Origin of the sequence: Candidatus Epulonipiscium sp. (genome assembly GCA_012519205.1) — a bacterium.
Classification (GTDB): domain Bacteria; phylum Bacillota; class Clostridia; order Lachnospirales; family Defluviitaleaceae; genus JAAYQR01.
Window position 1 is genome coordinate 18,984 of sequence record JAAYQR010000002.1, and the last position, 24,288, is coordinate 43,271.

22 protein-coding genes and 1 other annotated feature are annotated in these 24,288 nt (G+C 34.1%); of the genes, 12 read left to right on the forward strand and 10 right to left on the reverse strand.

Annotated features, from left to right (window positions below; translation table 11 throughout):
- Positions 1–15: 15 nt before the first annotated feature.
- Positions 16–255: a ferrous iron transport protein A gene (locus GX308_00320; GenBank protein ID NLK20540.1), complete on the reverse strand. Its 240-nt coding sequence runs from the start codon at positions 253–255 to the stop codon at positions 16–18.
- Between the two features lie 352 nt (positions 256–607).
- The gene (locus GX308_00325; GenBank protein NLK20541.1) at positions 608–1,615 is read right to left on the reverse strand and encodes a diguanylate cyclase; all 1,008 of its coding nucleotides are present in this window, start codon (positions 1,613–1,615) and stop codon (positions 608–610) included.
- A gap of 203 nt (positions 1,616–1,818) precedes the next feature.
- Positions 1,819–2,176: a binding site (T-box leader), on the forward strand.
- 55 nt (positions 2,177–2,231) lie between these two features.
- On the opposite strand from GX308_00325, the gene leuA reads away from it, so the two are divergent.
- Both leuA and nagZ read left to right on the forward strand, forming a co-directional pair.
- Positions 2,232–3,881 (forward strand): 2-isopropylmalate synthase, encoded by a 1,650-nt coding sequence (leuA, locus tag GX308_00330; protein NLK20542.1) that lies wholly within the window; start codon positions 2,232–2,234, stop codon positions 3,879–3,881.
- 164 nt (positions 3,882–4,045) lie between these two features.
- Positions 4,046–5,308, forward strand: a complete 1,263-nt coding sequence (gene nagZ, locus GX308_00335) for a beta-N-acetylhexosaminidase (GenBank protein NLK20543.1) — start codon at positions 4,046–4,048, stop codon at positions 5,306–5,308.
- Positions 5,309–5,336: 28 nt separating this feature from the next.
- Here the strand turns inward: nagZ and GX308_00340 are convergent, their stop codons facing one another.
- A complete protein-coding gene (locus tag GX308_00340) occupies positions 5,337–5,699 on the reverse strand; it encodes a phage holin family protein (GenBank protein NLK20544.1) in 363 nt (120 codons plus the stop codon).
- Positions 5,700–5,986: 287 nt separating this feature from the next.
- Here GX308_00340 and GX308_00345 point away from each other — a divergent pair, with 287 nt between their 5' ends.
- The 7 genes from GX308_00345 (at position 5,987) to hcp (ending at position 14,616) form a co-directional block, all read left to right on the forward strand.
- Positions 5,987–6,181 (forward strand): hypothetical protein, encoded by a 195-nt coding sequence (locus tag GX308_00345; protein NLK20545.1) that lies wholly within the window; start codon positions 5,987–5,989, stop codon positions 6,179–6,181.
- A gap of 84 nt (positions 6,182–6,265) precedes the next feature.
- Complete coding sequence (locus GX308_00350) at positions 6,266–7,495, forward strand: FprA family A-type flavoprotein (GenBank protein ID NLK20546.1); 1,230 nt, start codon at positions 6,266–6,268, stop codon at positions 7,493–7,495.
- Positions 7,496–7,648: 153 nt separating this feature from the next.
- Entirely contained in the window at positions 7,649–9,790 is a 2,142-nt protein-coding gene (locus tag GX308_00355; GenBank protein ID NLK20547.1) for a DNA topoisomerase 3, read from the forward strand.
- 83 nt (positions 9,791–9,873) lie between these two features.
- Positions 9,874–10,503 (forward strand): DUF624 domain-containing protein, encoded by a 630-nt coding sequence (locus GX308_00360; protein ID NLK20548.1) that lies wholly within the window; start codon positions 9,874–9,876, stop codon positions 10,501–10,503.
- Positions 10,504–10,588: 85 nt separating this feature from the next.
- Positions 10,589–11,458 (forward strand): hypothetical protein, encoded by an 870-nt coding sequence (locus GX308_00365; GenBank protein ID NLK20549.1) that lies wholly within the window; start codon positions 10,589–10,591, stop codon positions 11,456–11,458.
- Positions 11,459–11,616: 158 nt separating this feature from the next.
- Positions 11,617–12,852 carry a 6-phosphofructokinase gene (locus GX308_00370; GenBank protein ID NLK20550.1) on the forward strand — a complete coding sequence of 412 codons (1,236 nt, stop codon included), beginning with the start codon at positions 11,617–11,619 and terminating at the stop codon, positions 12,850–12,852.
- Between the two features lie 126 nt (positions 12,853–12,978).
- A complete protein-coding gene (gene hcp, locus GX308_00375) occupies positions 12,979–14,616 on the forward strand; it encodes a hydroxylamine reductase (GenBank protein ID NLK20551.1) in 1,638 nt (545 codons plus the stop codon).
- Positions 14,617–14,676: 60 nt separating this feature from the next.
- On the opposite strand, the gene GX308_00380 is transcribed toward hcp, so the two are convergent.
- From GX308_00380 to zupT, 4 genes are all read right to left on the reverse strand, one after another.
- Positions 14,677–15,087 carry a polymer-forming cytoskeletal protein gene (locus GX308_00380; GenBank protein NLK20552.1) on the reverse strand — a complete coding sequence of 137 codons (411 nt, stop codon included), beginning with the start codon at positions 15,085–15,087 and terminating at the stop codon, positions 14,677–14,679.
- Between the two features lie 14 nt (positions 15,088–15,101).
- Positions 15,102–15,584, reverse strand: coding sequence for a M23 family metallopeptidase (locus GX308_00385; GenBank protein ID NLK20553.1), 483 nt, complete (start codon positions 15,582–15,584; stop codon positions 15,102–15,104).
- 8 nt (positions 15,585–15,592) lie between these two features.
- The gene (locus GX308_00390) at positions 15,593–15,886 is read right to left on the reverse strand and encodes a hypothetical protein (GenBank protein ID NLK20554.1); all 294 of its coding nucleotides are present in this window, start codon (positions 15,884–15,886) and stop codon (positions 15,593–15,595) included.
- Between the two features lie 344 nt (positions 15,887–16,230).
- Entirely contained in the window at positions 16,231–17,040 is an 810-nt protein-coding gene (gene zupT, locus GX308_00395) for a zinc transporter ZupT (protein ID NLK20555.1), read from the reverse strand.
- A 273-nt stretch (positions 17,041–17,313) separates the two neighbouring features.
- On the opposite strand from zupT, the gene GX308_00400 reads away from it, so the two are divergent.
- Positions 17,314–18,780, forward strand: a complete 1,467-nt coding sequence (locus tag GX308_00400; GenBank protein NLK20556.1) for an NADP-dependent glyceraldehyde-3-phosphate dehydrogenase — start codon at positions 17,314–17,316, stop codon at positions 18,778–18,780.
- Between the two features lie 14 nt (positions 18,781–18,794).
- Here GX308_00400 and GX308_00405 read toward each other — a convergent pair whose 3' ends face one another.
- The gene (locus GX308_00405) at positions 18,795–19,643 is read right to left on the reverse strand and encodes an AraC family transcriptional regulator (protein NLK20557.1); all 849 of its coding nucleotides are present in this window, start codon (positions 19,641–19,643) and stop codon (positions 18,795–18,797) included.
- A gap of 199 nt (positions 19,644–19,842) precedes the next feature.
- On the opposite strand from GX308_00405, the gene GX308_00410 reads away from it, so the two are divergent.
- Both GX308_00410 and GX308_00415 read left to right on the forward strand, forming a co-directional pair.
- Positions 19,843–21,591 carry an ABC transporter ATP-binding protein gene (locus GX308_00410; protein ID NLK20558.1) on the forward strand — a complete coding sequence of 583 codons (1,749 nt, stop codon included), beginning with the start codon at positions 19,843–19,845 and terminating at the stop codon, positions 21,589–21,591.
- Positions 21,592–23,373, forward strand: coding sequence for an ABC transporter ATP-binding protein (locus GX308_00415; protein NLK20559.1), 1,782 nt, complete (start codon positions 21,592–21,594; stop codon positions 23,371–23,373).
- Between the two features lie 32 nt (positions 23,374–23,405).
- On the opposite strand, the gene GX308_00420 is transcribed toward GX308_00415, so the two are convergent.
- Together GX308_00420 and GX308_00425 are read right to left on the reverse strand one after the other, a co-directional pair.
- A complete protein-coding gene (locus GX308_00420; GenBank protein ID NLK20560.1) occupies positions 23,406–23,591 on the reverse strand; it encodes a DUF1858 domain-containing protein in 186 nt (61 codons plus the stop codon).
- A 1-nt stretch (position 23,592) separates the two neighbouring features.
- The gene (locus GX308_00425) at positions 23,593–24,252 is read right to left on the reverse strand and encodes a hypothetical protein (GenBank protein NLK20561.1); all 660 of its coding nucleotides are present in this window, start codon (positions 24,250–24,252) and stop codon (positions 23,593–23,595) included.
- Positions 24,253–24,288 lie beyond the last annotated feature (36 nt).

Sequence of the window (24,288 nt, forward strand, 5' to 3'; positions counted from 1 at the left end):
AGCAATCCTCCTTAATTAAACAACTTTTACTAAGATTTTTGATGCCTCTTCTTTTCTTAGGGCAATTATGGTGTCACGAACCATATAAGCTGTAGGATCCCCTAGGGGGCTGCGACGCATGACTTTTACTTCTGTATCTTTGATAAAACCTAAATCAAGCATTCTTCTTCTTTGAGTTCCTGTTGCCTTTAAGTCTTGGATAATACATACTTGATTGATTTTTACTTTATTTAGGGGAATATAAATGGCTTTCATAGTATAACTCTCCTTTACGCAATGTTAGACGCGGCAAAGATATTTATTTAGTACAATAGTATACTATGCATAATGTAAAAACATGGAAACTTGTCATTCCATGTTTTTGGTTTTTTGCTATATATTATATTTTTTACTTTTAAGGAGCACCTTAAATCTTTTGCAGGAACAGGGGGCTAAATAAAACCCTTGAGCTTTTGTACATAGATTACTATTGAATATTGAAGTGTTATTTTGAAGCCTAGCCCCTTCCTTACTAACCTCCAAATGTGAGGTACTAGCCAAACCTAGAAGTTCTTTGAAAAAATAAAGTTGTTCCTTCGTTTCTATGCCTTCAGGTATTACGCTAAGATTAAGGGTGTTGGCCATTTTCTAATGCAAATTCCGTGAAGGATGTGATATTGGCTGGAGAAGTGTAAAATTGATAGTTATTAGAACCAAAACTTTTAGCGTTATACATAGCTATATCCGCAGCCCTTAGAAGAGATTCAGAATCATTTCCATCATAGGGGCTAATGCTTATTCCGATACTAATTGTCATAAATACCTTTCTTCCCTGAATGAAAAAGGGCCTCTCAAATTGCTCTTTGACTTTTTCAGCTGTTCTAATAATATTTTCAATATGATAGACTTCAGGTAAGAGTATAGTGAATTCATCTCCGCCAAATCTAGCTAGTGTATAGTTATTATTAGGGACTTTTTTAAGCCTATTACTTACGGACTGAAGAAGCAAATCTCCTGCAGAATGCCCGAATATATCATTTACATGTTTAAATTTATCTAAATCTAGAAACATAATAGCAAGCATATGGATAGAATCATCGGAGTTTTCAATGGCGGCTTTTAAAGCCTCTGTGAAGTACTTTCTATTAGGCAGCTCGGTGAGAAGATCATGGTAAGCTAGATATCGAAAATCTTCCTCTGTTTTTTTCCTTTCTGTAATATCAATGACATAGGAGGCCTTTTTTGGGGAATTGTCCTTATCTATGAAATATATCGAAGTTACCATAACTGAAAACTGAATCCCATTTTTGTTTACAACTTTGAATTCTTTTGTAGTCGTAGAAGGATTCCTCATAAATTCTTGATGTTGGATAATAAGGTCATTTTTAATCTCGGGGGGAATAATAATTGAAAAATGATTCTTTAGGAGTTCTTTTTCCGTATATCCATATAACTTACAATAAAATTCATTAACATATTCAAATACTCCCTGCTCATCTACGATACATAGTCCTATGGGTGCTAAATCACAGATGATTTCAAGTTTATCATATTTTCTTTTTAACAATTGAAAAGGGGTTTTGATCTTTTTATGGTTTTTAATTAAATTTTGTTTGATCCTATTGGGTTTTCTCATTATAGCACCTCCCTATGTAAGTGAAAATAAAATAGATGTCCTATGTAATTTAATATATGCAAAGAAGTTGAAAAATGATAATGATTTGTAGAAAAATGAAGAAAAAGCATGGTTGTTTTTATTAGAAAAATATTCTATGAAAAATCAAATTTCTTATTGACTTTCAAAAATATCCATGCTATAGTAATTAACAATTCAAATTATTAAAAACTATGAAGAGGAATAGTAGATTTTTAGAGGATTATAGAGAACTGTTGGATGGTGTGAAACAGTATCTGAAAAAAATTGAACTCGCCTTGGAGTTGCTCACTGAAAATTAGTAGGATGGGACGGCAATCAACCGTTAACATGATGGGATATCAGCAGTACCTAAATATATCTAGCTCGTATCTTCTAAAGCTTTTTGTAAAGAGTGGATAACGAATTCTTTCGTCTCTTTTAGGGATGGAAGATTTTTTATTTGGGATATATTTATACTTACTGTTAGTATCTTTTAAGTTGTATTCTACCTTGTAGAATGAAAAAGAGTGGTACCGCGGAAGAAGGTCTTTCGTCTCTAGTATTAGGGATGATAGGCCTTTAATTTTGTCTAAAATAATTTATAGGAGGAATAAGTATGAATTATCAAAAGTATAAACCATACCCAACAATTAAACTAGAAAACAGGAAATGGCCTAGTAAAACAATTACCAAGGCACCAATTTGGTGTAGTGTAGACCTTCGAGACGGAAATCAGGCATTGGAGATTCCTATGAATTTAGACCAAAAGGTTAAATTCTTTCAGTTCCTTGTTAATATGGGCTTTAAGGAAATTGAAGTAGGATTTCCTGCCGCCTCGGAAACAGAATTTATTTTTTTAAGAAAGTTAATCGAAGAGGATTTAATTCCCGAAGATGTAACCGTACAAGTATTAACTCAGGCTAGGGAACATATCATAAGAAGGACCTTTGAGGCATTAGAAGGGGTCAAAAAAGCTGTTGTACATTTATATAACTCCACATCGATTCTTCAAAGAAAAGTTGTGTTTAAAAAGAATAAGGAAGAAATAAAAGCCTTAGCAGTAGAAGGTGCTAAAATAGTAAAGCAATTTGCTGATGAAAGACCAAAAGGCAGTATCATATATGAATATTCTCCGGAAAGCTTCACGGGGACAGAACTTGACTATGCTATAGAAATTTGCGAGGCAGTCTTAGATGTATGGCAGCCAACTCCCGATAATAGAGCAATTATTAATTTGCCTTCTACAGTAGAAATGTCAACCCCTAATGTGTACGCTGATCAAATCGAATATTTTGGAGATAAGATTAAAAATAGGGATTCCATTATTATAAGTGTTCATGCTCACAATGACAGAGGGTGTGCTGTTGCTGCCAGTGAACTTGCAATCTTAGCTGGAGCTGATAGGGTAGAAGGCACATTATTTGGCAATGGAGAAAGAACAGGAAATGCCGATATCATTACCATAGGAATGAATCTATTCTCCCAGGGTATTGACCCTGAATTGGATTTTAGCAACGCCGATGCTATCGTAGATATTTTTAGGGAATCGACCAGGATGGAAGTCTCCCTAAGACACCCCTATGTAGGAGACTTGGTATACACCGCCTTTTCAGGATCCCATCAAGATGCTATCAAAAAAGGAATGGATAGATACAAAAAGGAAAATCCAAGATATTGGGAGGTGCCTTATCTTCCCATTGATCCTATGGACATCGGGAAAAATTATGATCCCATTATCCGTATCAACAGCCAATCAGGAAAAGGGGGCGTAAGCTATATCCTAGAAAATGACTTTGGATTCCGTTTGCCAAAAAAGATGCAGCAGGATTTTAGCATAATAATAACCAACGAATCCGATAAAAAACAAGAGGAATTATCTTCACAGAGGATTTATGAATTATTTGTGCAGGAATATATGAATATTAACAAGCCATTTTCTTTAAAAAATTATCATGTTCATACAGAAGATGATAAGGTTGTAGTTTCCGCAATAATTAAGAATAATGAAATGGAAGAACAAATCAGCGGAAGGGGTAATGGGCCTATCGATGCCCTATGTAATGCCATTAGAAAATATGCTCCAGTAAGCTTCAAAGTAGTATCCTACGATGAACACTCCCTAGACCAAGGTTCTGATTCACGAGCCGTTGCCTATATACAAATAAAAGATGAAAATGGAAAAAGCTATTATGGGGCAGGGATTGATAGTAACATCAGTACGTCCTCCATGAAAGCCTATATCAGTGCATTTAATAAAATGATATAATAGGGTGCGTATTTGTCCATATATCCACATTTGAATCAAATTTATAAGTTTAACAATTTCTGGGGATTAATCTGAAAAGGAAATTAAATCAATAAAATAACTTGTTTTCTTTTCGGTATCCGATAAAATAATTGATGATATATCATAAGACAAGGAATGATAAAATGTATAAACTCAAAACTTCTATACTATTTATAGTAATTTTTGTTCTTGCTACTGGTTGTTTGGCTAAAAAGCAAGAAGATTATAACAAGGATTCTAAATTAGATTCACCTAAACAAAAAATTCCTATAAAAGAACAAATACAAGGGGATAATGATACACCAGACCAGAAAGAGATAAATCTGATAGAGAAACAGATTTCTAGGATGACTCTTGATGAGAAAATCGGTCAGCTGGTGATAGTTGGCTTCGAAGGATATATGCCAGATGAAAATATAAGGGATATAATAGAAAACTATCATGTAGGAGGAGTAATTTTGTTTGGCAGAAATGTAGAAAATTCAACCCAGCTTCTTGGATTAACGAATGCTCTTAAGGGGTTAAATTCTGACAATAAGATTCCTCTGTTTATTTCTGTTGATGAAGAGGGTGGGATGGTTAGCAGGATGCCAAATGAGTTGCTAGATATTCCAGACAGTAGAACCATAGGGAAGAAAAATGATAAAAATCTTTCTCATAATATAGGTAGAATAATTGCCAAAGAAATAAAATCTTTTGGTTTTAATATGAATTTTGCTCCTGTATTAGATGTTGACAGTAATAAAGACAATCCTGTTATCGGGGAACGCTCTTTTAGTTCTGATGTGAAAATAGTAAGCGAGCTTGGAATAGAGGCAATGAAAGGTATGAAGGATGGGGGAGCTATTCCTATTGTAAAGCATTTCCCAGGGCATGGCGATACCTCTATAGATTCTCATGTAGGTTTACCTGTTGTGAATAAGGATCTAGACAGCTTAAAAGAATTGGAACTAGCACCATTTATGGTGGCTATAGATAATGGCGCAGAGGGTATAATGATTGCTCATATTCTTTTTAACCAGATAGATGCCGAAAATCCTGCCTCATTATCCAATACAATTATTACTGATATTCTTAGGAAAGAATTAAATTATAAAGGAATTGTTATTACAGATGATTTAACTATGGGGGCAATTATTGAAAGTTATGGCATTGGAGATGCCGCAGTAAAATCTATAAATGCAGGAAGTGATATTATTTTAGTTTGCCATGGGTATGAAAATGAGATAGAAGTATTAAATAGACTAAAAAGTGCAGTGGAAAACGGAATATTATCAAAAGAAAGAATAGATGAAAGTGTATACAGGATATTGTCTTTAAAAGAAGAGTATGTCATAAAAGATGAGATGATAGAATCTATTGACATTAATAAGATAAATAGCGAAATTGACAAAATCATTAATTAAGGGCGCCTATGGCGCCCTTAATTAATATTTACATTGTTCTTCCAGGTGTAAGTGCATTTATAACTCCTATAATCAGTGCCCCAATAACCGCACCCCAGAAGGATACATTAAAACCAGCTACTATAAATTGAGTAAAGTAAATAATAGCTACAGCTACAATAAAACCAACAATACCTCTTCCAAAGGGAGAAGCATCAATACCAGTTAACTTTTCAATCAAATAATCCGCCAAAACAATAACGATAGTGGCAACGATAAGTGCCCAAATACCATTGATGTTAAAACCAGGGGTTAAAAAAGCAGTTACAGCTAAAACAATTGCTGTTCCGATTAATCTCATTATTACATGTCCAAATCCTGAGTTGCCTTCATTGTCATTTCTATTGCCCATAGTTTGATCAGCCATCTTAATACCTCCAATTTATTAATAAAATCTAAAACAAACTTATTAAATAATAAATGTATAGCATAACTATTAAGTTTATTATTTAGGTTTTCCATTTTAGCTATTATAATTCAAGAATTTATATGGAATATTATTACAACGCTAGAAGTCTTTAGGCAAAGCAATGTTTTTATTTATTAAATCGATATTATTTTTAAAAATTTGATAGCTTTATTTTCCATGGATTAATACTTACAGAACGATAATACTATAATCGTCGGGAGGTAAACTATATGAATAATATAAAATTAGCGCCCTATGAAGCTATCGAAGTTCGTGAATTCATATATAGTACATCAAAAAACAGAGTATGTATCATGAAAGATGATATACTCTGTTTTTTCTTGGGTTCATTTCATTACAATTGTTTTTTAAAAGAAAGGAAATTCGAAATCAAAATAAATATGATGAATTTTAACAAAATATGAATACGGTCACAGTTTTACTTTGGTGTATACAGTATTATTTAGATATAAAAGAAAATTACATCATAAATAAATGGAGGTATATACATGGGAAAAGTAAAATTAGCTGAAAATATATTTTGGGTAGGGAAAGTAGATGATAGAAAGGTACCTTTTCACAGGCTTATTTTAGAAAGAGGCACCACATACAATAGTTATCTTTTAGAAACCAAAAAACCAACCATTATCGATACAGTAGACATTGCTTTTGCAAAAGAATATGTGGATAATTTAAGTGAAATGATAAATCTAGAAAAAATAGAATACATTATTATTAACCATGTGGAACCAGATCATGCAGGGGCACTGCCCGCGCTGGCTGCAAGAGCAAAAAATGCTAAGATTGTAACAACAAAATTGGGTTGTGAATTCTTAAAGAATATGTTTAAGCTTCATAACCGCGAATTCATCATCATAAAAGATAAAGGTACATTAGACATAGGAGGAAAGACCCTACAATTCTTTGAAACTCCTTATCTTCATACAGAGGAAACAATGATAACTTATGAAATCGAAGATAAGATTTTATTCCCCTGTGATATTTTTAGCACCCATATAGCAAATGATGAGCTATTTAATGATTTGGCAAAGGGTGAATATATCGAAGATTTCAAGGTCTATTATAAGCTTATTATGGCACCCCATAGACCCTATGTGCGTCAGATGCTTGATAAAATAAGGAATTTAGATATTAATATCATTGCCCCATCCCATGGCTATATCTTAAGAAAAGATACCAAGGATTTTATAAAAATATATGATGAAATGAGTACCCTAGAAGATTCTACAAAAGGTAAAAAAGTAACCATCCTATTCTCCACTATGACAGGAAACACAAGTAAAGTGGCAGGGGAACTGGTAGAAGGCCTTAAAACTTCAGGTGTGGAAACCTTCGTATTTAATTTAAAAAATGCAAATTTAGATGAAATCATAAGTAGAATTAAGGATTCAGATGGAATTTTAATAGGAAGTTCAACAAAATATGCCGATATGGTGGGCAATGTTGAAGAACTCCTTAAAGAGTTAAAAAATATTGATAACAATGGGAAATGTGCTGCAGCCTTTGGTTCCTATGGATGGAGTGGAGAAGGGATTACCCATGTGGAGGACTATTTAAATGATGCTGGATTTACTGTAATCAATCAAAGATACCTTATAATAAATAGGGGGGTAGATACCCCAGTATTTCCCTTAAGAGTAAAGTTCTCTAGTAGAGAAGGTTTAGAAACTGCAAGGGAAGCAGGTAAGATATTTGGAGAGCAAATTTTGACACATTAAAGTAGAAGCACTTCTGATTATCATTTAAAGATAATCGGAAGTGCTTTTTAATAGGATTACTTAATTATATAATAAATTTATATACTAACAGCTTACTATCAATCCTTGATTTATGTTAAAATAAGCTAAAGACATTTTCAAAGGATGAATCAAATGGGAAAAATATTAGTGATTGCGGAAAAACCTTCTGTAGGGAGAGATATAGCCAAGGTCCTCGGCTGCAAGGGGAAGGGAGATGGCTGTATTATAGGAAATAGCTATATTGTTACTTGGGCTATAGGGCATCTAATCACTTTATTAGAGCCTGAGGAGTACGATATTAAATATAAAAGATGGGCTTATGAGACTTTGCCGATTATTCCTAAGGAAATGAAGATTAAGCCCATAAGGCAAACAAAAAAACAGTTTGATATTGTTAAAAAGCTTATGAATGCTAAAGAGATAGATTCTCTTATTTGTGCTACAGATAGTGGACGGGAAGGAGAACTTATTTTTAGGTATATATATGAAGCAGCAAAATGTAAAAAGTCTTTTAAAAGACTTTGGATTTCCAGTATGACGGATGCAGCTATCAAAAAAGGCTTTGAAACCCTAAAGTCTGGGCAGGAATACGATGCCCTATATTATTCAGCTAGATGCCGTTCTGAGGCTGATTGGTTAGTGGGAATGAATGCTTCTAGGGCATTTACCATTAGATATCATGTTCTTTTGCCTATTGGAAGGGTGCAGACCCCGACGCTTAGTATTTTGGTGCAAAGGCAAAAAGAAATTAATGAATTTATTCCTAGGGACTATTGGGAAGTTAAAGCGGACTTTCATGGGTTTAGTGGAACTTGGACAGATATTAAGTCAAATGAAACAAAGATTTACAAAGAAGAAAAGGCTAATAGTATTGTAGAAAAGGTGCTTGGCAAAGAGGGTATCGTGGAAGAAATAACGGAAGATGAAAAAAGACAAGCCCCTCCACTTCTGTATGATTTAACAGAACTACAAAGGGATGGAAATAAAAATTTTGGATTTTCCGCTAGCAAAACCCTATCCATTGCCCAAGATTTATATGAAAAGAAAAAGATGATTACCTACCCAAGGACTGACAGCCGCTATGTAAGTACCGATATGGTTCCGGTACTTACCAGTACCCTTGAAAAGCTTAACATACCGACTTATAGTAGATTTATTAAACCTATTTTAGAAAAAGGCAATTTTCCTATAACAAAAAGGATAGTAGATGATAGTAAGGTAACAGACCACCATGCAATTATCCCCACAGATTCCTACCCAAAGTTGGAGAGCTTATCGGAGGATGAGAAAAAGATTTATAAGCTTATTGTAAAGAGATTCTTTGCAGTATTTTATCCGGCTTATGAATATACCATAACAAAGATTCTTACCGAGGTAGAAAATGAGTTTTTTATTACTAAAGGAAAAACCATCAAGAGTTTAGGTTGGATGTTATTTTACCGAGGCGATACCAAAAAGGACGAAAAAGAACAAGAGCTTCCAATCCTAAAAAAAGGGGATATTGTTACCGTAAAGGATGCGGTGGCGGAAAAGAAAAAAACTACTCCACCCAAGCCCTACACAGAAGCTACACTCTTATCGGCCATGGAGAATGCAGGAAGATTTGTTGAGGATGAGGATTTGAAAGAGCAACTTAAGGATAGTGGCCTGGGGACTCCTGCCACTAGAGCGTCTATTATAGAAAGATTAATACAGGTAGGATATATAGAAAGAAAGGGGAAAGCCTTGTATCCCACGGAAAAAGGAATGAAGTTAATAGAGGTTGTCCCAAAGGAATTAAAATCTCCGGAAACCACGGGAAAGTGGGAAAAAGGCCTTTTGTCCATATCAAAAAACAAGATGGAACCAAAAAGGTTTATGGAAAGCATTGTAAGGTATGTTTATTATATCGTTAATAAAGCAGAGAAATCAGAAACTGATATTACATTCCCCAAAGAAAATACAAATAAATTAACTAAAAGAATAAAAGGACTTGGAAAATGTCCGTTATGTAAAAAGGGGACAATTGGGGAAAATAGCAAAGCTTTTTTTTGTAGTCAATGGAAATCAGGATGTAAGTTTACCCTTTGGAAAGATAGCATAAAGCAGTATGGGCAGACCATAACTCCAGAAATTGTTAGTGAATTACTAAAAAATAATATAATAAAGGCCATGGATATGGTACTACCCCAAACCCATGAAAGATGTAGGGCGGATTTGCAATTCAAACAGAATGGGAATGGAACTGTAGAATTTATTAATCTCCAGAGAATAAATAACGAAAAAATCCAATAAACAAATTGTGTTTTTATCAGATTTTAAATAATGTTATAATAAAAAAGTATTAAATTTAAATGACGATTTATGGAGGTAAACTTATGGGAAGAGGATTATTTGATTTAGACGGGCCTTTTAATCGATTTGGAACCTTTGTTTTTGATATTATATTTTTAAATATGCTTTGGATTATTTTTAGTATTCCTTTTGTTACTATAGGAGCATCTACAACAGCTATGTTTTATGTAACCGGCAAAAAAATTAGAAAGGAAGAGGGATACATATTCAGGGATTTTTGGAAGAGCTTTAAAATGAATTTTAAACAATCTTCAGTTGTTTGGCTTCTGATGGTCGTTGTTATTGTTATAGCCCAGTTTAATTTAACGAACATAGGGATATTCGGAAAATTAGGAAGTGCCATTGCCGTTTTCCAATTTGCTGTCTTACTACAAATGATTATTGTAGGAATATACATCTTTCCTTTATTATCTAGGTTATATCTTAGCCTGTTTAATGCCTTTAAGATTGCATTTATAATGGGCAATAAACATCTTCTTACGACTATTATATCTGTTATACTATTGGCAACCTTATTTCTTGTCATATTCATACTACCTCCAATATTATTTGTAGGGGTGAGTTTTTATGCCCTTATGGTTTCTTTTTTTATGGAAAAGGTTCTTGTAAAATATTTACCCGAACAAAAGGGAGAGACAAGGCAACAGGAATAATTTCTATATAGGGAAATATATTATAGTGTAATCTATTTTATAAAGGATAGAGAAAATGAAAAATATAACCTATAAGAAGTATTTCATGTTTCTTTTAATTGTTTTACTTATTTTCATATTTTATAGAGAATATAGAGGATATAGGGAATATGAAAGTATTAATGTTATTAGTAATGAGGGAAGTTGGAACCGTGAAATCCCCTTTATCGTGTACCAAAATAATAAATATTTAAAGGCTTTTAGTTCTTTTTCTGAGGCATCAAACTACGCAGGAAAAAATGAAAGTGCTTATATATATTATTATGATGGCAAAACTAAAAAGCAAATATGGAGCAATGCAGCTAAAATAAAGGAATCTACGGTTTTAAATGTGCCTATGGTTTCCCAGATGCCAGAATTAGCAAGGGGCTGTGAGGTTACAAGTCTTGCTATGATGCTTCAATTTGCCGGAATTAAAATAGATAAGATGACTTTAGCTAAGGAGATTAAGAAGGATAATACCCCCTACGAAAAAAAGAATGGTAAAATATACTATGGCCATCCTAATGTAGGATTTGTGGGAGATATATATACTTTCGAAAACAAGGGATATGGTGTATACCATAAGCCCATTAAGGTATTGGCAGAGGAATATTTGCCTGGACAGATTATAGATTTAACAGGTTGTAACTGGAAGGATTTATTGTATTTTGTTAGCCAGGAAACCCCGGTTTGGGTGATTTCCAATGGCAGCTTTAAAGAGTTAGGTGCGGATTATTTTCAAGAATGGAATACCCCCCAAGGGATTATACATATTACTATGAAAGAGCATTCTGTACTTATTACAGGGTACGATAAGGATTATGTATATATCAATAATCCATTAAAAGATAAACCTAATCAGAAGGTTCCTATGAAAGATTTTTATGCTTCTTGGAAGCAGATGGGGAAACAAGCAGTAACATATATTAAATGAAAATGTATAGAGTAAATAAGAAGAGCCGATTTTATCGGCTTTTTTGTATGTAAGAAAGGTTTAATCTATAAAGTTTTAGCTTTTAGAAAAAACAATGGAAATAAATACAAGCATTTGGTATAATATACATATAATGGAAAACACAAAGGAGGATTTATATGAAACTGGATGGGAAGGTACTTGTAGCACAAGGAGGGGGACCAACGGCAGTCATCAATCAATCCCTCGTAGGAGTTGTCTTAGAGTCTAGAAAGTTTACTCAAGTTACAAAGGTGTATGGAGCAGTAAATGGGGTTAGCGGGATAATAAATGAAGACTTCGTTGATTTAACCCAAGAAACTACCAATAATTTAGAACAAGTAGCTAGGACTCCTTCATCAGCATTACTTTCCACAAGAGATAAACCAGATGCAAAATACTGTAAGGAGATATTTAATGTGCTAAAGGCCCATGATGTAAGGTATTTTTTCTATATAGGGGGCAATGACTCTGCAGATACAGTGCGTATAGTTAATGAAAATGCAAAGAAATCTGACTATGAGTTTAGGGCTATCCATATCCCCAAGACTATTGACAATGATCTAGTTCTAAATGATCATACCCCGGGATACGGTTCTGCTGCTAGATTTGTTGCCCAATCGTTTATAGGAGCTAATTTAGATAATAGGGCTCTGCCCGGGATATACATAGGAGTGGTGATGGGAAGACATGCAGGATTTTTAGCAGCTGCCTCATGTTTAGCCCAAAAGTATCCAGATGACGGGCCACATCTTATATATCTGCCGGAAAGGGCATTCAATATTGATAGCTTCCTTAAGGATGTAAAGAAGGTATATGATAAATATGGCAGGTGCGTAATTGCTGTTTCAGAGGGAATTCAAGATGAAAGTGGAATCCCGATTATTACAAAATTAATGGAAAATGTTGAAAAAGATGCCCATGGTAATGTTCAGCTTTCAGGCACAGGGGCCCTGGGAGATTTACTGGCAAGACATATTAAGGAAAAACTAAATATATCAAGGGTACGCTCAGATACTTTAGGATATTTACAGCGCTCATTTATGGGCTGCGTTTCCGATGTAGACCAATATGAAGCTAGGGAGGTGGGAGAAAAGGCAGCTCAGTTTGCTATATGGTATAATATTGATGGTTCCATAACAATACAAAGAACAGGTTTTTATTCTGTTAATTACGAACTAAAAAAATTAGAAGATATAGCGGGCAAAACAAAGGTTATGGCCGATAACTTTATTAATAAGGCAGGAAACAACATAACTGATGATTTTAAATATTATGTTCGCCCCCTTGTCGGCTCCGGACTTCCCGTAGCCCATAGAATAAGAGCACCAAAGACACCTAAAATTCTAAATAATAGAGAAAGCATATGTGGTTAAGATTTTTATATATTTTAAATCCGTGATAAATATCACGGATTTATTTTTTGCTTTGTGTTATTATATTCTTAGAAATCATACTAACTTTATATGAATAGTTTATAATTAAATTAAAATAGAGGAGGAATTTTAATGTTTTGTTATCAATGTCAAGAGGCATCAAAGGGAATTGGTTGTACTGTAAGGGGTGTGTGTGGAAAGACGGGAGACGTTGCAAATCTGCAAGACTTATTAATCTACGCCCTAAAAGGAATCTCCATGTATACAACAGAGGGTAGAAAAGTAGGAGTAGAATGCAAAGAAGCAGATAAATTTATTATGGAAAATTTATTTGCAACCATCACAAATGCTAATTTCGATAGAAATGACTTTATTAAGAGAATTACAAGAGCATTAGAAATTCGTGATGAAGTTAAAAATAAAGTAGTAAATGCAGGGGGTAATGTGACTCTTGACCATGATGCGGCTAACTTTACATTAAGCGAAGCAGAATATGATAAAAAAGCAGAAGTTGTGGGGATTTTAGCTACAGAAAATGAAGATATCCGTTCTCTAAGGGAATTAATAACCTATGGGTTAAAGGGAATGGCAGCTTATGGCAAACATGCCCTAAATCTAAACTATGAAAATAATGAAATTCATGCTTTCTTACAAAGGGCTTTGGCAGCCACTCTAGATGATACCTTGTCAGCTGATGATTTGGTTGCTCTCACATTAGAAACAGGAAAAGTAGGGGTGGATGTAATGGCACTTCTTGATGAGGCAAATACATCAACATATGGACATCCTGAAATTACAAAGGTAAATATAGGAGTTAGAAATAATCCTGCTATCTTAATCAGTGGTCATGACTTAAAAGATATGGAAGAACTTCTAAAACAAACAGAAGGTACAGGGGTTGACGTATATACCCATAGTGAAATGCTTCCGGCTAACTACTACCCAGCATTCAAAAAGTATTTACATTTTGTAGGAAACTATGGAAATGCTTGGTGGAAACAAGATAGAGAATTCGAACAATTTAATGGACCAATCCTTATGACTACAAACTGCCTTGTACCACCAAAAGACTCTTATAGGGACAGGGTATATACAACAGGTTCTGTAGGATTTGAAGGACTTAAACATATCGAAGATGCTAAAGATGGAAAAAAGGATTTCACAGAAATCATTGAACATGCTAAGAAATGTGCATCCCCAATAGAAATTGAAAGAGGAGAGATTGTAGGAGGATTTGCTCATAACACAGTTTTATCCCTCGCAGATAAAGTAGTAGATGCAGTTAAGTCAGGAGCTATCAAACGTTTCTTTGTAATGGCAGGTTGTGACGGAAGGATGAAGAGTAGAGACTACTATACAGAATTTGCAAAAGCTATTCCTGAAGATACTGTTATCCTGACAGCGGGATGTGCAAAATATAAATACAACAAATTAGAATTAGGAGATATCGGAGGAATTCCAAGGATACTTGACGCAGGGCAATGTAATGACTCATATTCTCTTGCAGTTATTGCTCTTAAATTAAAAGAAGTATTTGAACTAAATGATATCAATGAATTACCTATTTCCTATAATATTGCATGGTATGAACAAAAAGCAGTTATTGTACTTCTTGCCCCATTATATCTAGGGGTTAAGAATATCCACTTAGGACCAACCCTACCGGCATTCCTTTCACCAAATGTTGTTAAAGTACTAGTAGAGAACTTTGGAATTGGCGGAATCACCAATGTAGAAGATGATTTAGCAATGTTTATGGCATAAGAATATAGATAAATATTAAAAACGCCCCTTTAGGAAGGGGCGTTTTTAATTGAAACAAAGTTAAATACTTGTATCTGTCTTTAAATCGGTTATATTTGGATTACTATTAATAGAGGATTCGGAGGGGTTGCCAGCTATGCAGCACCCAGAGATACTTGCACCATAATCAATCACTAAAGAACTACATGTAACATTACCCCTAACTTTAGAATCAGCAGTTAAATGTACTAGGTCCTTTGAGATAATATCCCCAATGACGATTCCGGCAACTTCAATATTCTCTACCTGTACTGAGCCTTCGACAATTCCCTTTTCTCCTATAACTAAATCGCTATCCAAAAATATATCTCCTTTATATTTCCCGTCAATTCTAACAGAACCTTCACCCTTTAAAACATCTGATACTAGTACTGTATTTTCTCCAATAATAGTGGAGTAGTTATCGAATTTATGCTGTTTTTTAAAAAGCATTTTTTATACACCTCCTAGTCTATAACAAAATCCCTAGGATTTTGAGGTTCGTTATGTAATAAAACTTCATAATGGACATGGGGACCTGTACTATTTCCTGTATTTCCTGACTTGGCTATAATGTCTCCACGATTGACCCATTCTCCTTCAGTTACTAGTAAAGAAGAATTATGGGCATAACGGGTTTCAATGCCGAAGCCATGATCTATAGTAACTAAATAGCCATAACCCTTATTATAGCCCGAAAAGGTAACGATTCCTTTTCCCGTAGCTATAACATCAGTGCCTATATCAGCAGCAAAATCTATACCGGAGTGAAATTCATCTGCCCGTCTATTAAAGGGATTTTTTCTCCAACCCATTTCGGAAGTTACTCTTCCCTGAACTGGGAAAATAGAGGGATAAGCTTCTAGATAGGGTATAAGGGCATCGATTTTTTTATTTAAATCCTTCAATGATTTGAATTCATTTTTAATTTGGGTATTACTAGAATCCACAATACTATTTAATTCATGGGCCATTTCATTAAAGTTGAGGTTATCCCCCCACCTTTGGGCATTTCTAAGTCAATACTAGATACATTAAAGGAAATAGGAGAATTTTTTGGGCTTGGATTGGGGAAAGTAGAATTATTAATCTTTTCATAAATTAGACTCTTAAAATTTTCAATAGAATTAAGTTCGTTTTTAATTTCCCTCGTTTTACTTTGAAGTTGGGAAATCTCAGAAAGATATTCTCCATTATTTTCTAACAAGGTGGATATTTCTTCTTGTTGAGCTTGAATTTGGTTGGCATACATGCCAATTTTCTTTTGTTGGGATAAGGAAAGTAATATTGATCCTCCCAAGGATATTAGTAAGCATATAAAGAAGAAGCCCACTGCATAGGAGGTCCATTGTGAAAAAGAAAGCTTGATTATTTTTTTGTGAATTACTAGGTACAAACATGAGGGTAATACGTTGTGAAATTTTAGTTTTCCGTTTTTTAGATACTTTTATCATTTTGACTCACCCTAAATAATTTATATTTCACTAAGGTTGGACTTTACCAAAAATATAAACTATTATAACATAAAAGTAAAGAAAAAGTAATAATTTTATAATAATATGTTAATAAAAATGGGTATTTCCGGGTCTTTTAAGTTTATACGAATAGGAGTAGGCTTATAGCCATAACAATCATTCCCGCTACAACTCCATATATGGATAAATGATGTTCACCGTATTTTTCAGCAGCAGGTAGCAGTTCATCTAGGGATATATAAACCATAATTCCGGCCACGGCAGCAAATAAGACCCCAAAGGTAACATCATTAAATATAAAAGATAAAAGAACATATCCAACCAAGGCTCCTACGGGTTCTGAAAGCCCAGATAAAAACGAATAAATAAAGGCTTTTTTTCTACTGCCTGTGGCATAGTAAATAGGCACGGAAACAGCTATTCCCTCTGGTATATTATGAATTGCAATAGCCACAGCTATAGGGATACCAAGGGATGGATCTTTAAGAGCTGCCGTGAAGGTTGCAAGACCTTCAGGGAAATTGTGGATTGCAATAGCCAAAGCAGTGAATACCCCCATACGGAGTAAGTTTTGATTATTAGAAGAATGAGATTTATCCATATCTTCTACTTCATACATTTCATGGGGATTTTCAGATGAAGGTATGAATGCATCTATTAATGCAATTAAAAACATTCCAACAAAAAAACCTATCACTGTAAGCCAGGAACCTTTAACGGTGCCGAGGGCCAAAGTAAGAGAATCCTTTGCTTTTACGAATATTTCTATCATTGATACATAAATCATTACTCCTGCTGAGAATCCTAAGCTTATGGAAAGGAATTTTGTATTGGTTCTCTTTGCAAAAAAGGCTATTATGCTCCCAATTCCGGTAGATAATCCAGCAAACAGTGTTAATCCAAAAGCAATAAGTAAATTTTCAAGTTCCATGGGATTCCTCCTGTACTTTAATTATAATATTATTCTAACGAAACAGCTTATTATATGCAAGTATATACTAAATAAAAGAAATTATTAAGTTGTTATAAGGATAATATGTGACTTTAATCACAGTTATTAAAATAATAGCTGATATAATAAAAATCATATATTTAAAACCAAAATTCCATGAACTGGAATAATATAATATCCTTCACTTCATTCAGGATGCTAGGTAGAGCTTTAGTTCTATATGAAGGAATAAAACATTTAAGAGGTGATTATATGTTTTCATGTATTTTTAAAGAGGGAAATATTTATAAAAACCTATCCGGTGGACGCTGGATGGAATCTGAAGATGGGCAAAGGATAAAAATATTTTCCCCTGTAGATGATTCTTTGATAGGCGAGATACAAGCCCAAAGCAGAAATGATGTAGACTTTGCAATAAAGAGCGCTAGGAAAGCCCAAAAGGAATGGGGAAAGGTGCCGATAAGTGAGCGGGCTGAAATTATCCATAAGGCTGCAAGAATCATGGAAAAATATGAAGAAGAGATTGCCAATATTTTAGCAAAGGAAATTGCAAAAGCAAAAAGTTCCGCTATATCCGAAGTGAAACGTACAGTTGATTTTATGCATTTTACCGCAGAAACAGGCAAGAGAATGACAGGAGAAACAATCTATGGGGATGCTTTTCCGGGATTTGATAAAACAAAAATATCCCTCGTGGAGAGGGTACCACTGGGAGTTATTTTATGTATTTCCCCCTTTAATTATCCTGTTAATCTATCTATATCAAAAATTGCTCCAGCTTTGGTTGGAGGGAATAGTGTTGTGTTTAAGCCCCCAACCCAGGGCTCTATTAGTGCTATGTATTTGGGTCAAATTTTCTGTGAGGCAGGTTTACCGGCAGGAGTGCTAAATATTGTAACAGGAAGAGGCTCCGAAATAGGTGACTACCTTATTACTCATTCGGATATTGATATGATTAACTTTACCGGTAGTACTGAGGTAGGTCATCATATTGCCAAGGAAGCATCGATGATGCCACTTTTACTTGAATTAGGGGGAAAGGATGCGGCTATCGTCTTAGAAGACTGTGACCTAGGCGAAACAGCCCAAAACATAGTAAAAGGAGCATTTAATTATTCAGGGCAGAGATGTACTGCTGTTAAAAGAGTATTAGTAATGGATAGTATAGCAGATGAATTATCAGCAAAAATAGTAAAAGAAGTAGAAAAGCTAACCGTAGGAAAACCGGAAGATGATGCGCAAATTACTCCTTTGATTAACGATAGGGCAGCCGATTTTGTACAAGAACTTATGGATGATGCAATTAATAAGGGGGCAAAGCTTCTAATAGGCAATAAAAGAGAAAAAAGATACATCTGGCCTACTGTGTTTGATAATGTCACTGAGGATATGAGGCTAGCTTGGGAGGAACCCTTTGGACCTGTGCTTCCTATAATAAGGGTGAAAACTATAGATGATGCCATAAGAATTTCTAATGAATCAGAATATGGGCTTCAAGGCTGTGTATTTACCAAAAACATTGATAAGGCATTTGCAGTTGCCAGGAAACTAGAAGTTGGAACAGTACAAATAAATAATAAAAGCGAAAGAGGACCGGATCATTTTCCATTCCTTGGGATAAAGGCATCGGGACTTGGTACACAGGGGATTAGATATAGTATTGAAGCAATGACAAGATCAAAGGCTATAGTTATTAATCTTGATAAGGACTTTGTATAAAAAGCTGCACCTATTTAAGGTGCAGCTTTTTTTAGTGATTTATGCCTAGAAGGCGGATACCCATAGTATTTTTTAAATAATTTACTAAAATAGTAAGCATCACTATACCCAACTTTTTTCGCTATTTCCTTTATGGATAAATCACTGGTTTCCATGATTTCCAAAGCTTTCTTAAGCCTTGTTTTAATCAAATAATTAATAGGTGATTCCCCAGTTTCCTCCTTAAATATCTTTGAGATGTATACGGAGCTTAGATACATATTGTTTGCAATTTTTCCGAGGGATATTTCACCCATGTAATTTTCATTTATAAAAGAAATAATACGGTTTACGATATAAGTTTTATTGGAGGATTCAAAATCACAGCCTTGAAATTCTATTGGCTGTTCTTTCCAAAGGGTTTCGCGGAGCAGTAAAATAATACATTTCATAACCAGAGCCTTTAACATAAGGTTATTTCCTGGATCGCCTTTTTGCTGCTCAAGTAAAATGGAATTACAGGTTTCAAAAAACTCCTTGTGATATTTTAAAAGATGAATGATAGGGACATCACTTTCATTTATTAAATGATTTTTGGGAAGATTTTTGATATATATATTTGTAAATCCTATTAAAAACTCCAAAGTTTCTTGTTCCTCCGATAAAATGTTTTTATGATGAATATTTGGATTAAGAACAATGATATCGCCTTTTTTTACAGTATATAAATTATCATTTATTTTATACACACAGGAACCAGATAAAATATAGTGAAGTTCTATATGGTCATGACAGTGATAGTCTATTTCCCTATCCATCATTTTTTTAACCACATAAAAAACTTTTGGATTAAAACATTGGGGAGTAATTCCTAAATCACACATTACAACACCTCAATTTATTGGAATTAGATTTTATTCTTGTCTTTATAATAATATACATTATTAGTTTAAGAAAGTACATTTCACTTTAAGTTAAATTAATTAATAATAGAATGAGTTGATTATAAATTAGATATCCTAAAGGTTTAAACCATGTATTGTATAGGCCTTATAATATTACAATTAAGCAAAAGGAGGTATTATAAAAATGTTCAAGTGGTATTGGGATTTTTTAAAAAAGTATAAATTTAAAATGGCATTAGGACTTATGCTAACCCTTTTAGTATCCTTGATGCAATTGATTAATCCTTATATTGAAGGAACTATAATCGATCGCGTGTTGATTAAAGGGGAAGTAGGGGTACTTATACCACTATTATCTATTATTATTGGAGTTACAGTATTTAGATGTATCGTGAAATTTGGATATCAGATGATGTATGAGCATATATCTCAAGATTTGATTTTTAAAATGAGGGAGGAAATATATTGTCATCTACAAAATCAAGATTTTAATTTTTTCGATACCACAAGAACAGGGGATATAATGGCTAGATTAACGGGAGATATTGATGCTGTAAGGCATTTTACTGCCTGGGTAATATACAATGTTTTTGATAACTTTCTCACATTTACTTTTGCGGTTGTCATGATATTTTTTGTTAATGCAAAAATGGCGCGTATTCTTCTTGCTATCACCCCTATTATTGCAGTAGTTGCATATAAAATGACAAATACGGTGAGACCTAGTTTTTTTGCTATTAGGGAACAGTTTTCAAAATTAAATTCTGTTGTTCAGGAAAACATTAGTGGGAATAGGGTAGTAAAGGCCTTTGCAAAGGAAGAATATGAAATAGAGAAGTTTTCAAGACAAAATGAACTGTTCAAAGAAAAAAACCTAGATTCCTCACGGATCTGGGAAAAATATCTTCCAGTACTAGAGTTTTTTGCTAGCATGTTAAGTATTGTATTGATTATAGTTGGTGGAATAATGGTTATCAGAAAGAATTTGACACTTGGGGAACTGGTAATTATAAATGGATACATATGGGCATTGAATAATCCCCTTCGTATGGCAGGATGGCTAATTAACGATATCCAAAGGTTTTTTGCATCTATAGATAGACTTATTAACCTTGTAAATGAGGAACCTAAGATAAAAAACCCAAAGCATCCTATTCAAAAGGAAAAAGTCAGGGGATTTGTGGAATTTGAAAATGTAAGCTTTTGTTACAGGGATATACCTGTTTTAAAAAATATATCTTTTGAAGTTCACCCTGGGCAAACCGTAGCTATCGTTGGTCCCACAGGTTCAGGAAAATCTACTTTAATAAATCTTATTTGTAGATTTTATGATTGTAATAGCGGGAAAATTCGGATTGATAATGTAGATATCAAAGATATGGATAAGAAAGAACTAAGGGACAATATTGCTGCATCTATGCAGGATATTTTCCTTTTCTCGGATACCATAGAGGGTAATATATCCTATGGAAACCCCAATGCATCTATGAAGCAAGTACAATGGGCAGCGCAGGTAGCTGATGCCCATGAATTTATAGAAAGCTTTCCTGAAGGCTATGATACTATTATTGGGGAGAGGGGAGTAGGCCTTTCGGGGGGACAAAAACAAAGGATAGCTCTTGCAAGGGCTCTTCTTAAAAACCCCTCAATATTGATATTAGATGATACAACATCTAGCGTGGATATAGAAACGGAATATAAGATACATAAAACTCTAAAGCCTTTTTGCGAAAATAAAACTACATTTATTATTGCCCATAGAATCTCATCTGTTAAAAATGCCGATTTAATTTTAGTGCTGAACCATGGGAAAATAGTTGAAAGGGGAACCCATGGTGAATTACTACAAAAAAGGGGTTATTACTACGATGTATTTAAAAATCAAATGGGTGATTTTGATGTGTCAGCAGTGGGGGAGGTTTGTTAAATGGCAAGAAATAAATTTGATGTAGATGAAAAGCTAGAAGTTGAATTTAATATAAAACATTTCAAAAGATTATTTGGGTATTTAAAACCTTATAGGCTTCAAGTTTATTTAGTTATGTTTCTAATGATAGCTGCTAGTGTTGCTAGTATGTTAGGACCTTACCTTACTAAAGTAGCAATTGATGAAAAGATACCAAACGGTGATATAAGAGGGCTTTTAGTATTAGCAGGTATTTTCCTAGGAACCCTTATAATTAATTCTTTGTGTCTAAAATATAAAATAAGGACAATGTCCGATGTGGGTCAAAAGGTAATTTATAAAATCAGAGAAGATTTATTTGTGCATCTGCAAAAACTTCCCTTTAGCTATTATGATAGCCGGCCCCATGGAAAAATATTAGTAAGGGTAGTAAACTACGTCAATTCCTTAGATAACCTTTTATCCAACGGGCTTATTAATGTCGTTACGGATTTGTTTAGTTTAATTGTTATTGTGGGATTTATGCTAGCTATCAATATTAAACTTACATTTATTTGCCTTATAGGCCTTCCAATCCTAATCTTTGCAATATTCCTCATTAAGAACTTGCAAAGGAAGGCGTGGCAGGTCCTAAGCAGTAAGCGCTCTAATATGAATGCTTATATCCATGAAAGTATTGCCGGTATGAAAGTAACCCAGTCCTTTGTTCGTGAGGATGAAAACTTAAAAATATTCAGGGAAGTAAATGATGCTTATAGAAGTGCATGGTTTAAGGCTGTTAGAAACAACTTCCTATTATGGCCTACGGTGCAGGTCATTTCAGTATTAGTGGTTTCAGCGGTATATATAGTAGGCATAACCTGGATTGGAAACGGAATTACGGTGGGGGTATTGGTTGCATTTATGGGATATATAGGCAGATTTTGGGCCCCTATTTCTAACTTAGGTAATTTTTATAATACCATCATAGAGACAATGGCATACTTAGAGAGAATTTTTGAAACAATGGATGAGGAAGTTCTAGTTCGGGATACCAAAGAAGCTGCCACTATGCCTAACATAAAAGGAAATGTGGAATTTAGGAATGTATGTTTCGAATATGAAAAGGATAATCCGATTTTAAAGGATGTAAACCTTATTGCCAAGGAAGGAGAAACCATTGCCATAGTGGGTCCTACGGGAGCAGGTAAAACTACAATAATTAATCTTATTAGTCGTTTTTATAATTTGACCAGTGGGAAAGTACTAATCGATGGGATTGACATTTCAACAGTGACACTTAACTCCCTTCGGAGTCAAATGGGAATAATGCTTCAAGATACATTTATTTTTTCTGGAACAATCATTGACAATATAAGATACAGTAAGCTAGATGCCACGGATGAAGAAGTTATGGCAGCGGCAAAGGCAGTAAAAGCCCATGATTTTATAATAGAAATGGAAAAAGGCTACAACACAGAAGTAAATGAGAGGGGAACAAGACTTTCAGTTGGGCAAAGGCAGCTTATTTCTTTTGCTAGAGCACTTTTAGCAGACCCTAGGATTTTGATACTTGACGAAGCAACTTCTAGCATAGATACAGAAACAGAAAAAGCACTACAAGAAGGGCTTAACCGACTTCTAAGGGGTAGGACCTCTTTTGTAATAGCCCATAGGTTATCCACAATAAAAAATGCATCAAAAATTATTTATATAGATAGCGGAAGGATTATAGAAGAGGGCAGCCATGATGAGTTAATTAAAGAAAGAGGAGCATATTGGAAGCTTTATACATCTCAAAATAGCTTCTTGCAAGCAATGTAGCATAAAAAAGGACACTTATTTAGTGTCCTTTTTTATGCATTTAGTTTTTTTAGTAATTCATCAGCTTCTATTCCATGGACAGCTGCAGCCTGTTCCAAGGTTTCAGCTTGTGAAGAAGGGCAGCCAATACATCCCATTCCATTTGCCATTAGTATAGTGGCTGCATCGGGATTAAGGTTTAAGATTTCTGAAATAAGCATATCTTTTGTGATGTTCATATTATTTTCCTCCTAATATAATTTTGTGTGATAGTGAATCCTGAGTTTTAATAAACTCATATTTATATTCTGGATTTGCATTTTCCACAAATGCAGCAATCCAGTGTTTTCTAAGTTCATAAAATATTTTATCATCTGCTCCGACAGATTGCCAGTAGCCTATATGAAGGCAAGATACAGTATTCCATTCTAGATAACCCTCTTCGGAAGTTATAATTTTATTTACATGATCACAGGGCATCCCGTCTAAAATATAATTATTCATTGCCTTAAGTAACTCCTGGGGCGAAGATGGATTTTCATTATCATGGATTTTTTTACCAATATCTTTACCTTGGGAGCTATATACATCTAAGGCTATCCCTATTGCTTCATCTCCATAAGTAATAAATATTTCATTTAAAAAAGCCGCCTGTCGGATTTCGGCAATGCTGATTTTTTTCTGAAGCCATCCGTGAATATTGTCTAAGTCAATTATTTTTTCTAAGGGTTCATCTGTAATAATTGGGTAATCATATTTATCGCAATGTTTTATAAACATCTTTTCTATAATATTACCATACTTTTTTGTATATGTATCTAACAAGTAACTTTCTAATTCTTCAAATAAAATAATTTTGTTATACAGCCAATAGTGTATAGGACCTAAAAAAGCGCTCACTTTAATCCCCCTTGCGTTTAATTGTGGTTTCATTAT